Annotated in this window: 10 protein-coding genes; 4 read left to right on the forward strand and 6 right to left on the reverse strand. The window is 71.2% G+C overall.

The window, feature by feature from the left end:
- The first annotated feature begins 76 nt into the window (after positions 1-76).
- Positions 77-2,935, forward strand: a complete 2,859-nt coding sequence (locus JNK12_11125) for a toll/interleukin-1 receptor domain-containing protein (GenBank protein MBL8776480.1) — start codon at positions 77-79, stop codon at positions 2,933-2,935.
- Between the two features lie 44 nt (positions 2,936-2,979).
- Here JNK12_11125 and JNK12_11130 read toward each other — a convergent pair whose 3' ends face one another.
- From JNK12_11130 to JNK12_11145, 4 genes are all read right to left on the reverse strand, one after another.
- On the reverse strand, positions 2,980-4,104 hold the full coding sequence (locus JNK12_11130) for a patatin-like phospholipase family protein (protein ID MBL8776481.1): 1,125 nt from the start codon (positions 4,102-4,104) through the stop codon (positions 2,980-2,982).
- Positions 4,105-4,156: 52 nt separating this feature from the next.
- Positions 4,157-5,890 (reverse strand): NAD-binding protein, encoded by a 1,734-nt coding sequence (locus tag JNK12_11135; protein MBL8776482.1) that lies wholly within the window; start codon positions 5,888-5,890, stop codon positions 4,157-4,159.
- 46 nt (positions 5,891-5,936) lie between these two features.
- Entirely contained in the window at positions 5,937-7,979 is a 2,043-nt protein-coding gene (locus JNK12_11140; GenBank protein MBL8776483.1) for a hypothetical protein, read from the reverse strand.
- A 140-nt stretch (positions 7,980-8,119) separates the two neighbouring features.
- Positions 8,120-9,130 carry an alpha/beta hydrolase gene (locus JNK12_11145; protein ID MBL8776484.1) on the reverse strand — a complete coding sequence of 337 codons (1,011 nt, stop codon included), beginning with the start codon at positions 9,128-9,130 and terminating at the stop codon, positions 8,120-8,122.
- Between the two features lie 91 nt (positions 9,131-9,221).
- Here JNK12_11145 and JNK12_11150 point away from each other — a divergent pair, with 91 nt between their 5' ends.
- From JNK12_11150 to JNK12_11160, 3 genes are all read left to right on the forward strand, one after another.
- A complete protein-coding gene (locus tag JNK12_11150) occupies positions 9,222-9,791 on the forward strand; it encodes a helix-turn-helix transcriptional regulator (GenBank protein ID MBL8776485.1) in 570 nt (189 codons plus the stop codon).
- A gap of 435 nt (positions 9,792-10,226) precedes the next feature.
- Positions 10,227-10,400 (forward strand): hypothetical protein, encoded by a 174-nt coding sequence (locus JNK12_11155; GenBank protein MBL8776486.1) that lies wholly within the window; start codon positions 10,227-10,229, stop codon positions 10,398-10,400.
- A complete protein-coding gene (locus JNK12_11160) occupies positions 10,397-11,626 on the forward strand; it encodes a glycoside hydrolase family 1 protein (protein MBL8776487.1) in 1,230 nt (409 codons plus the stop codon). The genes JNK12_11155 and JNK12_11160 overlap by 4 nt, the downstream gene beginning before the upstream one ends.
- 67 nt (positions 11,627-11,693) lie before the next feature.
- Here the strand turns inward: JNK12_11160 and JNK12_11165 are convergent, their stop codons facing one another.
- Positions 11,694-11,888, reverse strand: a complete 195-nt coding sequence (locus tag JNK12_11165) for a DUF2510 domain-containing protein (GenBank protein ID MBL8776488.1) — start codon at positions 11,886-11,888, stop codon at positions 11,694-11,696.
- Between the two features lie 421 nt (positions 11,889-12,309).
- Positions 12,310-13,656: a GGDEF domain-containing protein gene (locus JNK12_11170; protein ID MBL8776489.1), complete on the reverse strand. Its 1,347-nt coding sequence runs from the start codon at positions 13,654-13,656 to the stop codon at positions 12,310-12,312.
- Between the last annotated feature and the right edge of the window lie 21 nt (positions 13,657-13,677).

Below are 13,677 nucleotides of genomic sequence, written 5' to 3' on the forward strand. Positions count from 1 at the left end.
CGCTCTGCGGGTGATCGTCCTGCTTTCCGAAGGGTTCATCGAGGACCCTGCCTGCCGGAGGTCCTGGGAGGCTGCCTTGGGCGAGGACCGCTTCAACCACGCCGGCCGCGTCGTGCTCCTCCGGGTCGACGGGTGCGACCCCGCCGGAGTCTTCAGCCAGTACGCCTGGCGGGAGGTGGGACCACTCGAGCTCCTCGACGACGTGTCGCTGACCGAGATCCTTGCGAAGGCGGCCTCCGGCAGCATCGCGGCACCCGACAACGATTACGTGGACCGGTACGACGTCTTCCTCAGCCGGGCCGGCAAGGAGAGCGAGATGGCGCAGCGCTTCGCGCGGTGCCTCCAGCAGGCGGGGCTCCGTGTGTTCCTCCAGAACTGGCACATGCAGGACCGCAACTTCATGGAGCGGATCGACTTCGGCCTGAGCCACTCGGACCGGGTCCTGGCCCTGCTCTCGCACGACTACGTCGCCAGCGACTACTGCAAGATGGAGTGGAGCCAGGTGACCAAGGGAGAACCGCTCCACGAGTCGCGCCGCTTGGTCGTCCTGCGGGTCGACGACTGCCAACCGGTGGGGCTGCTCGCCACGGCGCCCCGGTGGGATCTCCGGGGCTTGACGGATCTGGACGACGACGACCTGACGAGCATCCTGCTCGATGCCGCATCCGGCACGACCTCCCCGCTGGAGGCGAACCTCGGCTACCTCGAGCACCCTCCGCCGATCGTGAGCGACGAGGTGCGGCGGAGCGCGGTGCACTTCACCGGACGCGAGGACAACCTCGCCGCCCTCCACCGTGCGCTCGCCCCCGAGACGGTGCCGCCGTTCACCGCCCCTGTCGTCATCCACGGCATGGGAGGCGCAGGCAAGTCGACCCTCGCCCGCGAGTACGCCAGCCGTCACGAGGACGCCTATGCCGGCATCTGGTGGTTCAACGCCGAGATGGACCGCCTGCTGAGCACGTTCCCCGAGGTGGAGAGCGGCTTCGAGCACCTGGGCCGCACCCACTTCTTCGGGCCATCGCTGTCCGGTGACGTCAGCCTCGCCGCCCGCCGCGTGTACGACTTCCTGAGGCGGGAGTGCCGGGCCGGCGCGCCAGCGAAGCCGTGGCTCTTCGTCTTCGACAACGCCGACGACGAGGCCCTTCACCCCTGGCTGCAGTGGAAGGGCTCACACGCCCAGGTACTCCTCACCACCCAGGCCGAGTCCGTCTGCAACCTGGGCGAGCACGTCGTCGACCTGGCGGAGTGGGCCCTGCCCGACGCCCACCGGTTCCTCCAGCGAGCGTGCTCGCGCCGAAACCTGACCGAAGACGAGCTGCACGAGCTGACCGATGCGATCGGCTGTCTCCCCCTCCCGCTCTCGCACGCCGCGGCCACGATCCGCGAGGACAGCTTCCTCACCGTCGACGAGTACGTCGCGCGCCTCACCACGATGATGAACCTCGTCCCGTCGGGGTCCGACTACGGCAAGGCCGTGTTCGCCACCTTCCAGGAGGCGATCGCGAAGGCCGAGCAGCAAGTGCCCGGGTGTCGGGCGCTGATGTCCTTCATCGCCTGTCTCGGAGCCGACGGCATCCCTCTCTCGGTACTCGAGGCCCCCGTCGGGACCTACCCCGAGCCACTCCGGCCCGTCATCGCCGCCGGGACCGGTCGTACCGCCCTGGCCAAGCTGGCCGACCTCTCGCTCGTGCGGCCGGCATCCGACCGCCGCACCTTCTCGGTGCACCGCATGGTGCAGCTGGTCGCCCGCGATCTTCTGGGCGAAGACCTCCCGAGCTGGCGGCGGCACGCGGTCGAGGTCGTGAGCTCCCTGTTCCCCGCGTTCGACCCGAGTGACTACTCGATCTACCTGATCACCCCGGACGAACGCGACCGGGCCGCCGTCCTCGAACCGCACGTGGACGACGTGCTCGCGGCGACGGCCGAGGAGGTGTTCCCGTCGAGGGTCCAGCTCCTGCTCGACTTCGCCGTCCACCTCGGCGTGACCGGCCGTTCCGGTGTTGCCCTCCCGCTCGTGGGAGACGCCCTCGCCGGCTGGGCGTCGGTCGGGATCGGCGGCGATCCGATCCGAGACGCCAGGGCCCACCTCGCCGCGGCATGGGTGGCTCGTCGCAACTCGAAGATGGCCGAGGCCCGGATCGCCGTCGACCGGGCGATCGCGATCCTCGAGAGCGTGGCCGAGGCGGAGCGGCGCGACCGGACGCTCGCGGCCGCCCTGACCGAATCGGGAGCCCTGTGCTGGCAACACGAGGATGGCACCGGCGCCGTCGAGGCCCTCACGAGCGCCCAACGCCTGCTGGCCGAAGCGGGCCTCGACCGGAGCCCCGAGTACGGCGCCGCGTGCAACTACCTGGGTCAGGTGCTCTACGACCAGGAGCGATTCGACGACTCCCTGGCCGCACACGAGCTCGACGGAGAGATCTGCGCCGAGCACTTCGAGGCCGACCACCCCCGCCGTCTCGTCCCGCTCCACAACGGCGCCTGGGCGAGGCTCGAGCTGGGTGAGGCCGAGCGGGCCCACCAGGACTTCCTGTTCGACCTCGACGCCTCGACGCGGTTGCTCGGCGCCGACCATCCACAGACGGCGTTCTCACACGAGGGCATCGGTGACGCTGGCAGCCGGCTGGCCGCCCAGCAGAACGATCCGGCGCTCCGACGGGACCAGTTCGACCGGGCACAGCACCACCTCGAGCGCGCCGTCGCGCTCTTCGAGCAGGAGTCCGCCTCGCTCGGCTCGGACTCGGCGGCGTCGGTCGACCTCGGCGATGCACTCCAGGCCCTGGGGGACCATCACCAACGGGCCGGCGAGACGGCCGAGGCCCGCTCCGCGTTCACGCGTGCCGCGGCGATCTTCTCGCAGACCGGGCGCGACGACTCCCCTCGGCGCAACTACTGCCTGGAGCGCCTCGACGAGCTCGCCGAACCCACGACGTGAGCATCGCGCCGAGTCGCCTCGCGGCTCGGCAGTGCACAACGCCGTCAGGGCGCCGCCGGGAGGAAGCCGTCGAGGTGGGCGATGTCGACGATGCGCTCTGCCATCGCGGCGCCGACCGCGCCCAGCACGTCGAGGTGCGCCACCGAGTCCAGGGGGAGGACCTGCTCCACGGCCACGTCCACGAATCCGAGTGCATCGAGGTTGGCCCGGGTCAGGTCGAGGTCGTACCTCACGTAGGTGAACAGCGGGTCGGCCAGCAGTCGGTCCCCGCCGCGCAGGTCTCCGACCTCCAGGTCGATCGGCGGGCCCGCCCGACAGTCGCCGAGCAGGCGGCACAGCATGTCCTGTTGCGTCGCCGCCGACCCGAGGAGCGCGCCCATCGCCGACACCACCTGGTTGAGCACGTGCAGGTCGTGGGCCTCGAGGTCGGGTCGCGGGCGTTCGGCACTCCCCGTGCCCACGGAGACGAGCAGGAGCTCGTCGACCCCGGTCGACCACCCCAGTCGGTACGCGGGCGCGGTGGCCATCACGAACAGCTGGAGCGCCGGGTTGTTGAACGGGGTGATCCCGCCATCGACGAAGACGAACTCGTTGCCGCCGAGACGCACCGTCTCGGGAGGGAAGTAGATCGGGGCGGCGGTGCTGGCCCGCACGAGCTGCCACAGGGGCAGATCGAGGTTGCAGTCGGGCAGGGCCCGGTCGTTGAACATCGCCGCCGGGTTGTTGCTGAGCGGCCAGGGCGAGTCGGTGGTGGCGTTGCGCAACACGACCAGGAGCAATGTGCGGAGGTCCTCGCTGCCGAGCGTGGTGTCGGCGCCGAGCTCGTCGCGGAGGATCGCGGCCAGCGGCTCGTCGTCGTAGAGGTGACGGACCCGATCGCGCAGGCGGGCCCGATCGAACATCTCCGCCCCGCGCTCGAGGTAGAGCGTCCGCAGCCGCTGCGTGTCGAACCCCAACGCGAGGCCTGTGGCGATGATGGCGCCGGTGCTCGTCCCCCCGATGTAGTCGAAGGCGTCGGCCAGCACGAGGTCGGCGCGGCCGGTCGCCTCCCGGAGGTCGCCTTCGAGCTTGGCCAGGATCTCGAGGCTGAGGATCCCTCGGATGCCGCCTCCGTCGAGCGCGAGGAGGCGCTTCGGCCCGGGTGCGTGGATGCGGTCGCGGTACGTCATGGCCTCCTCCCGACCATCAGGCTCGCGCTCGCCACCGGGTGATCGGCCGGGGTCAACCCGCCCGCACGATGCGCAGGCCCACGCGGGCCAGCACCTCGGGGATGTCCCGGATGGCCTCGCGGTCGTACTCCTGGATCTCCGGCGGGACCTTGTTCCACGGCACCATGTAGGGCGACGTCTTCACGACCGGATCCTTCGGACCCGGTGCGTAACGCCAACCGTTGCGGGCCATGTCGGCGGTCCATCGGTCGTGCTCGGCCGGAGCGAGACCGTCCACCTCGGCGGCCGTGAACTCGAAGCCGCCGGTGTCGCCGAACCGAGCCGGCACCAGCTCGCATCCGACGAGGCGGAGCTTCACGCCGATGTGGCGGGCGAGGTCGCGGTTGGACTCGCGGAGCGACTCCTCGAGCTCCTCCCAGGGCACGGTCGAGGGGTTCGACGAGGGGTCCTGACCCTCGGCGAGGCGCCGCGACACGTAGTGGCCGTGGAAGGCGCGCGCCAGCGTCTCCATCGCCGAGTCCTCGATCTGACCCCGGTTGCACAGCGCCGCCACAAGCGCGACGACCTGGAGGCGTTCGCCGGCCTTCTCGACCTCGCCGAGCAGACCGGTCAGCGCCGCCGTGCGGGTCAGGCACGCCACCACCTGCACGCCTGCGGGGAGTTGGGCGTCGAGCGACAGCGCCGTCGCGAGCGTGGCCTCGTCGGTGTCCAGGCGCACGTAGACGTCTCGGACCGCGTCGACACCCTCGACCGCATCGACCCGGAACTCGTGCGCGTCGACGTCGGCGGCGCCGATCCGCAGTCGGTCGCCGAGGTCGCCCAGCTGCCACGCCACCTCGGCGAGCTCGGCCTCCGCCCCCTTCCCCACGAGGGTCACCGACACCGCCCCCTCTGCGACCCCGCGATCCTCACCCGCGAGCGCCAGCTTCGCGAGGAACCCGTCCCAGAGGTCGTCGACGCCGACGAGCCAGATCGAACCGCTCCGTCCGCCGTCGAGGTGTGGTGGGTAGCGGTCGAGCAGCAGCTGGGCCCCGCTCACGGACAGGGAGAAGAAGTCGATCCGGGCCCCGGGCGCGTCAGAGCGTCGGAACTGGCGCAGCCGAAGCAGGTTCGCGAGGTCGCCGTCCTCGATGTGCACCAGGCAGCGCAGCACCGAGCCCTGCCGGCCCGCCGACAGCTCCATCGCCCGCACGGCGACCGCCGCGTTCACGTCGTCGCTCGGGCCGACCGCGACGAGGTCGCGCGCCCGGTCGACGCCGGCGGCCACCAGCACGTCGGGGTCACGGGCGTCGCCGGTCATGGTGTGGATGCCCAGCCGCCGGCACGCCTCGAGGTTGGTGCCCTTCGGCTCGAGGTCGATCACCAGCACGGACGCGCCTTGGGTGCGAGCCGACTCCGCGAAGCCGAATCCCTTGTCGCCGAGACCGACCACGATGACGTGGCCCTTCAGGAACCCGGCCCGCATGGCCATGAGCCGGTCGTGGAAGGCGGCGTAGAGGCCGAACAACGCGGTGAAGCCGAGGGCGAGCGGCAGCAGGAAGCGGGCGACGCCGAGGTACCAGTTGTTGGTGGTCGAGGGCCCGCTCCAGAACGTGACCATCCCGAAGTCGGCGTACACGACGTCGACCCAGCCCCAGGTGGGCTCCTGCTTGCGCCACCCGATGAGCCCGAGCCCCGCGCCGACCACGATGAGCGCACCGAGGAGCAGCCACTGGTGGCGACGCAGCCACCGCAGCACCGGATCACCACGTCGTACCTTCGGCACCTCCGCCGGCGTCGTCGTCACCCGCTGCCCCCTCCCGTCGTTCGGGCCAGCGTAAACGCCGCCCTGTTCAGGCGGAGCGCCGGCGGCCGCCGCGACCCTGGACGAGGGCCCGGCGCTGCTCGATGAAGTCGACCAGGACGTAGTCGCCGAGGGTGTCGGGGCTGGTGAAGAAGGCCCGGCCCTTGTTCAGGCGGGTGAGCTGCTCGATGAAGTGCTTGAGGCCGCGGTCGGCGTCGAGCATGAAGGTGTTGATGCGGATGCCCTCGCGGGTGAGGCGGGCGACCTCGGTGAGGGTGGCGTCGACGGTCTCGCGCACTGGCGGGTAGTTGAAGAACACCTCGCCGTTCTCGCGCAGGTGGGCGGTGGGCTCACCGTCGGTGATCATGATGATCTGCTTCGTACCGGTCTGGCGGGCGAGCTTGCGACGGGCGATCTGGAAGCCGTGCTGCATGTTGGTGCCGTAGACGAAGTCCCACGACACCTCGGGCAGCTGCTCGGGGGTGAGGTCGCGGGCGATCTCGCTGAAGCCCACGAGCCCCAGGTAGTCGCGGGGGTAGTTGGTGGAGATCAGCGAGTGCAGGGCCATGGCCACCTTCTTGGCGGCCAGGAAGTTGTCCCGCATGGGCATCGAGAGGGAGAGGTCGATCATCAGCACGGTGCTGGTGCGCACCAGGTGCTCGGTCTCCTCGACCTCGAAGTCGTCGGGGGTGAGGCGCACCGGCGTGCCGCCGCCGGTGCGGCGGATGGCGTTGCGGACCGTGCGCTCGATGCTCAGGTTGAAGGGGTCACCGAACTCGTAGGGCTTGGTGTCGTAGGTGCGCTCGTGGCCCGTGCCCTTGCGCTCGAGCTCGTGGCGGCCCATCTGACTGCGGGACAGGTGCTTGAACAGGTCGTTGAGGGCGTTGGCGCCGACGCGGCGCAGGCCCCGGGGCGTGAGCTCGAGGCGACCCTCCTTGTTCTCGACCAGACCCGCCTCCTCGAGCATGCGGGCCAGCTCCTGGATGCGCTCGAGGCTCTCGGCCGACTGCTCGCCGAGCAGGTCGCGCACCTTGTCGATGTCGGCCTCGGCGAGTGCGCCGGGGTTGGTGGCGCCCCGCAGCAGGTTCTCGAGCTGGTCGATGTCGCCCAGCTCTCCCATCATCTCGGCCGCCTCGGCGAAGCCGAGTGGGTCCTGGCCGCTGAAGTTGTACTGCTTGTCCCAGCCGGCGTTGGGGAACGCGTTGCGCAGGTTCTCGGCCAGTTGGTCGGCCTGCCAGCGCAGGTCCATGTCCTCGAGCAACTGCTCGGACAGGCTCTGGAGCTGCGCCCGCTGCTCGGGCGTCATCGAGTTGAGCATCGCCTGCATGGCCGCCATGCGCTGGGCCATCACCTCGAGCAGCTCGTCGAGGGTCTCGGGGTTCTCGGGGAAGAAGTCGCCGAAGCGCTCCATGAACCCCTCGAAGTCGGGCGTCTCGCCGCGCTCGCGCTGCTCGAGCATCTGGTTGAGCTCGGCCATCATGTCCTTCATGCGGGCCATGTCCTCGGGGGACATGTCGTTCATGGCCCCGGTCATCTGGTCCACGTAGCGCTGCATGAGCTGCTGGCGCAGCTGGTCGACCAGCTCGTCGAAGCGCTCACGGGCCTCTGACGACGTGAACTCGTACTCCTGGAGCTCACGGACCTGGCCGGCGAGGTCGGGGGGGAGCATGTCGAGCTGGAGGTTGCGCTCCATGGCGACCTGGTCGGTGAGCTCCTGGCGGCGGGCGTCGCCCGACTCGCGGGCCTCGCGCTGGAGGTCCTCGATGCCGCCCCGCTCCATCTCGACGACCTCGCGCAGCTCTTCGGCGATGTCGTCGTAGACGCCCCCGAGGTCATGCTGCTCGAGGGTCTCCTTGCGGCGCCGGCGCAGCTTCTCGAGCATGTCGCGCACGCCCTCCATGCGCTCGCCGTTGCGGTCGCGGAACCCGGACTGCATCATCCGCCGCAGCGCGGCGTTGAGGTCGCCGTGGTAGAGCAGGTCGTCGGTGATCTCGGAGAACACGTCGTCGGCGTCGAGCTCGAAGCCCACCTGGGTGCCGTCCCACCGCGAGTAGGCGAAGCGGGGAGCGGGGGCCTTGCGCCGGCGGAGCACGTCCCGAGGCTACCCGTCACCCTTCGGCGCCGTACGGCCGGGTGGGCACCCGAGCCATCGCCGCGAACGGTCACCGGACCTCGCTGCCCTGGGCGCCGGATCCGGGGCACCGGATCGGGGTCAGGACGGAAGGGGCGGTGTCAGCCCACGTGGTCGCGGAGCCAGGCGAGGACCTCGGGGGCGAGGGCCTCGCCGTCGGCGCTCAGCGAGCCGTCCTCGTCGAGGTCGAAGGCATGGCCCTCGCCGGGGAGGATTCGGGTGGTGACGTCGACGCCCGCAGCGCCAAGGGCGGCGCCGAAGCGCTCGCTCTGCTCGGCCGCCACGAGGCCGTCGTCGGCGCCGTGCACCAACAGGGCAGGGGCGACGGCGCCGGCGGCCAACTCGGTGGAGTCGGCTCGCTGCCAGCGGCCCAGCACGAGCGGGTCCGCGCTGTCCTCGGGGCCCCCGTAGTAGCGCTCCTCGTCGAACTGGAGGCCGGTGTAGTAGCCGTAGAAGCCGATGAAGCCATCGATGGCATCGGACGTCCCGGGCCAGAGCTCGGTGTCCTGGTAGTACGGGTCGTCGGGCGTCACCTCGATCTGGCCGCCGAGGCGGGCGCCGGCCGAGATGCCGTGCACGACGATGTGATCGGCGGCCACGCCGTGGTCGGGACCCTCGCCCCGCAGCCACTGGACCGCGGCCTTCACGTCCTGCTCGGGCTCGGGGTAGACGGGCGAACGGGTCGTTTCGTCGAAGATCAGGTAGTCGGTCGAGAGGGTGGCGTAGCCGGCGTCGCGGTACACCTCGGCCCACGCCCGCATGTCGCTGCGCTCGCCGCCGAAGCCGCCGCCGCCGTGGACCAGGACGATGGCGGTGTCGTTGACCACGCCCTCGGGCACGCACAGGTCTCCCTCGTACTGGTCGGCCGCGTCGGGCGGGGACACGACGACCGTCTCGCACCCGTCCGGCAGCGGCGATGAGGTGGTGGTGACCCCGAAGGCATCGCCGGACGGCTCGGCGTCGGCACCCTCCTCGGTCGGCTCGGCCGCCGTGCCGCTCGACGAGTCGGGCGCCATCACCCGGGCCACGACGACCACGAGGCCGGCGAGGCAGACCAGGCCCAGGACCGTCGGCAGCCACCGGGAGACCCGGCCTCTGGTGTGGCGTGCCATGTCCGGAGGCTACGCGGGCGACGGGCCTGCGCCCGGTCAGACCCGAGCGCCCCCATGGTCGGCGTGATCACATATCTGTTATCGTTCAGGTGTGCCCGCAAGCTCGTTCCTCCACGCCGCCCGCACCAGCCGCGGCTGGTCGCAGCGTGAGCTCGCCCGCCGCTGCGGCGTCGCCCAGCCCTCCCTGTCCGACATCGAGACCGGTGACCGCGACACGACCGTGGCCAAGCTCGAGCAGATTCTGCGCGCCACCGGGCACCGCCTCGTGTCGATCCCCACCACCCGCCCGACGGTCGCCGAATGGGCCCTCGCATTGCGCGACGAGGCCGACCGACCCGCGGTCGTGAACAAGTCGCTGGTCGAGTTCAGCAACGATCTCCGTGGTGCGGAGCCGACGACCGCCATTGCGTTGACCATCGCCGCCCCGGAGACCACGAACGACCAACGCGTCGACGCCGCATTGGCGGCCATCGTCGATCACTCGTTGGTCCAACGGGGCCTGCCCACGCCCACCTGGGTCGACGAGCCGTCTCGGTTCTCCTCGGTCGAGTGGGACCTGATCGAGCACCCCGACCTTCGCCTCGCGGCACGGGCAACGGTTCCGCGGGCCTTCGCGCGACGAAACGTGTACATCCCGCGCGAGTTCTTCGACAGCGTCTGACATGACCGACCGCACGCGACTGTTCGACGCCGCGGAAGTCCGATCGCTGCTGACCGCAGTCGCCCGTCGACTTGATGGCCTCGGGGTCCCCGCCCGGATCTACCTCCTCGGCGGCGCTGCTCTCGCCCTCTGCCACTACGACCACCACGAGCGCGCGCTGACTCGAGACATCGACGCGTGGTACGTCCCCGGCCCCGAGATCGATCGAGTCGTGCACGAGTTCGCCGAGCAGCGAGACCTGCCTCCCGATTGGCTCAACGCCGGCGCTGCGCAGTTCGTCCCCGCGCACGGGCTACCTCCGGGAGTGCCATTCCTCGAAGCAGGTTCGGTGGTGATCGAAGTCGCTCCGGCTCGGTTGCTCCTGGCCATGAAGCTCCAGCCGCGAGGCCGGGTCGAGACGACGACGACATCGCGATCCTGCTCCGTCGGTGCGACGTGCGATCAGTCGACGCCGCCCAGGCAGTGCTCGACGACGTGTTCGACGGAGAGGAACGGTTCAAGCCATGGGCTCGCCTCGTGGTCGAGGCCGCCCTCGGCGAGTACACGGTGACCACGGCCATCCCGCCGTTCACGCTGCCCGCCGTCGATGAGTCAGGATCCACCCCATGACCTGGGACGCCGGCAGCCAAGACCGCTTCTGGTGGGGGACCGCCGCCTCGTCCACCCAGGCCGAGGGGGCCGCGCCCCGCGCCGACTGGGCCCGGTGGGAGCGGCTCGGGCGGGCGCCGGCGTCGCGTGACGGCAACGGCTTCGCCACCAACTACCGCGACGACTTCGCCCTGCTCGCCGATGCCGGCCTCACCCACCACCGCCTGTCGATCGAGTGGGCCCGCCTCGAGCCCGAGCCCGGCAAGTGGGACCGCGACGCCGTCGAGCACTACCGGTCGATGCTCGAGGCCGCCAACGACGCCGGCCTGTCGGTGTGGGTGTGCCTCCACCACTTCTCGCTCCCGGGCTGGTTCTCGGACGACCTCGGCGGCTTCGTCGACGACAAGGCCCGCCGCTACCACTGGCCCCGCCATGTCGACCGGGTGGCCGAGACCTTCGGCGACCTGGTGTTCGGCTGGAAGCCCATCAACGAACCGGTGGCCTACGCCTCGCTGGGGTGGCTCGACGGGACGTTCCCTCCCGGCCGACGTGACCCCGAGAAGTTCTTCGACGCCTTGCGGGCGGTGCACCTGGCCAACCACGAGGCGTGGCTGCTGCTCAAGGGCGGCGACCAGCCCGTGGCCACCGTCTACAACCTGGCGCCGGTCGTGCCCCGCTCCACCGAACCCCACGTCACCGCCCTCGCCGACACCGTCGACGAGGCCCTGTGGGGGTGGATCAGCGCCCTGCGCGACGGATTGCTGCGCACGCCCGGCCGCGCCGACGTCGAGATCCCCGAGATGGCCGGCTCGTTCGACCTCGTCGGCTTCTCCTACTACTCGGCCTACGGGATCGCCGACGATGCCGACAACCCGTTCGTCCCCTATCCCGCCGACGCCCGCGTCGGGCCCCTCGGCTACGCCCCGTGGAGCGAGGGCCTCGGCATCGTCCTGCGTCGCCTCGCCGACGAGCTGCCTGGCCGGCCGCTGCTGATCGCCGAGCACGGCGTCGGCACCACCGACGACGAGTGGCGCGAGGAGGTGCTCCGGGCGTCCCTGGCCGAGGTCGCCTCCGCGGCGGCCGACGGGATCGACGTCCGGGGCTTCTTCCACTGGACGGGCATCGACAACTACGAGTGGCTCCACGGCTTCGACGTGCCCTTCGGGCTGTTCGATCGGAACCGCAAGCCCCGCGACTCGGCGGCGCTGGCCTCGGACTGGGCCACCCGCGACCTCCTCTCCCCGTAGTCGAGGAGCCGGCCGCCCGGCGAAGTCGAGGCAATGGCGCGCGCCATTGCCTCGGGAACGGCTCCGCTCAGAGCGGGTCGGCGGAGACGGCGCCGGCGTCGCTGACCTGGTCGGTCCAGGTGGCGCCGTCCCAGTAGCGGTACTCGTGGCGGCCACCCGGGTCCGGGTGCCAGCCCGCCGGCGGGCCGGGGGGCGCGGTGGGGACGCCGAGGGCGGGTCCGGGCACGCCGACGCCCGGGGCGAAGTGCGGCGCCGGTGACATCTGCCCGCGGGGACCCGGGGACATCTGCTGGGGTGCGTTCGGGGGCACACCGGGGAGGGGCCCCGACAGGCCGAGCTCGGCGTCGAGGGCGGCGAAGAAGCGGTTGATGTTCTTGTCGTTCTTGCCCCAGTCCACGAGGCCGAACTTCACCCCCGAGCGCATGCCCACCTGGATCACACCCGGCTCGAGTTGCCCCACCTGCAGGGCGATGTTCTCACCCCAAGACGCCAGCGACATCGAGGTCGAGAGGGTGATGGCGCCGGTGGCCGGGTCGGCGGCCTGCACGGCCATGTTGCAGCGGGCGGCCGCCCGGCAGGCGGCGTCGAAGACGGGGGCGTACTCGAGCTGGTAGGTGCGGGCGGCGTCCTTCGAGATGGCCATGGCCACCATCGTGCCGCGCGCCGCGGGGCGGTGCAGCCGTTCAGCGGCTGGTGGCCCGCACCCAGGTGCCCTTGCCATCTCCCTTGGCCGAGCGCAAGGCCTCGTCGGCGGCCACCACGAGGTCGTTGGCGTTCGCCGGCGCCTGCCCGTCGGTGACCGAACAGCCGACGCTGACGCTGACCGCGATCTCGCCGTAGGGCTCGAGCGCGAAGGGCCGGCCCACCGAGTCGACCACCCGTACCGCGAGCGCCTCCGCCACGGTCCCGTCGTCGCCGGGCACCACGATGGCGAACTCGTCGCCGCCGAGACGGGCCACGAGCGCGTCCCCGGGCACGCACGCCTCCAGGCGCTCGGCGACGGCGACGAGGACCTGGTCGCCGGCGTCGTGACCAAAGTGGTCGTTGACGAGTTTGAAACCGTCGAGGTCCAGGTACAGCACGCTCGCGGGACCCTGACCGATGGCTGCGGTGAGGGCGTCGAAGAAGGCGCCGCGGTTGGCCAGGCCGGTCAGGTGGTCATGGCGGGCGGCGAAGTACAGGCGGCGGGCGTCCTCGGCGCGCACGAGGGCCACCTGCAGGACATCGGCCAGCACGTCGGCGAAGGTCTGCCGGACGTAGGCGAGCATCGAGGCGTCGCGCACCCAGTTGACGTAGAGGAGAGACTCGCCGGTCGCCGGGTCGGGCACGGGCGACACGCAGCAGGCCACGAAGCCGGCTGCGGTCGCGGCGTCGCCGACCTCGGCCGGCAGGCCGTCGAGGCCTACCTGCTCGGCCGGCTCGCCGTACTCGGTCGCCCGCCACCAGGGCGTCTCGGGGTCGGCGTCCCGCCGACCGTCCCTCCCGACCCCGGCGAGCACCGGCGGGAGGTTGCCGAACACGTGCAGTTGGCCTTCCGGGTCCATCCAGTTGATGGCCATGCCGGCGACATCGCTGACGATGCCCTCCATGAGCCGGGCGAAGGTGTGCGACAGGGGCCGGCCGGCGGCCACGTCGTGGAGGGTGTCGAGCACCGTGAGCCGCGGTGGTGCCGGAAGGAACCCGATCTGGAGGTAGGACTCGCCGTCGACCGGAAGCATCCGGGCCTGGGTGAGCACCTCGACGCTGCCACCGTCGGCCAGGAGCATCCGCCACACCGATCCGGGGTTGCGGGAGGGGTCGGCCCAGCTCCGCTGGATCTTGGTTGCGGCGAGGATCCGGGTGAGGTCGTCCGCGTGCAGGAGGTCGGTGACGGACATTCCCGTGGGGTCGCGTCCGATGATCTCCAGCGCCGCCTCGTTGGCGTACACCACGACGGCTCGGGCGTCGAAGGTCATCAGCCCGATGGGGCCGTTCGCCACGAACCGCTGGGCCGCCCGCTCCCACCCGTCCACCGAGCCGCTCTCCCCCATCTGGGCTCCCGTCCCCGCTCC

It is taken from the genome of Acidimicrobiales bacterium (assembly GCA_016794585.1).
GTDB lineage: Bacteria > Actinomycetota > Acidimicrobiia > Acidimicrobiales > DATDAH01 > JAEUJM01.

What these genes read in the sequence shown, in the direction of transcription:
- JNK12_11170 (MBL8776489.1), bottom strand. Translation starts at nt 13,656, where the DNA reads ATGGGGGAGAGCGGCTCGGTGGACGGGTGGGAGCGGGCGGCCCAGCGG.
- JNK12_11145 (MBL8776484.1), bottom strand. Translation starts at nt 9,130, where the DNA reads ATGGCACGCCACACCAGAGGCCGGGTCTCCCGGTGGCTGCCGACGGTC.
- JNK12_11160 (MBL8776487.1), top strand. Translation starts at nt 10,397, where the DNA reads ATGACCTGGGACGCCGGCAGCCAAGACCGCTTCTGGTGGGGGACCGCC.
- JNK12_11130 (MBL8776481.1), bottom strand. Translation starts at nt 4,104, where the DNA reads ATGACGTACCGCGACCGCATCCACGCACCCGGGCCGAAGCGCCTCCTC.
- JNK12_11165 (MBL8776488.1), bottom strand. Translation starts at nt 11,888, where the DNA reads ATGTCACCGGCGCCGCACTTCGCCCCGGGCGTCGGCGTGCCCGGACCC.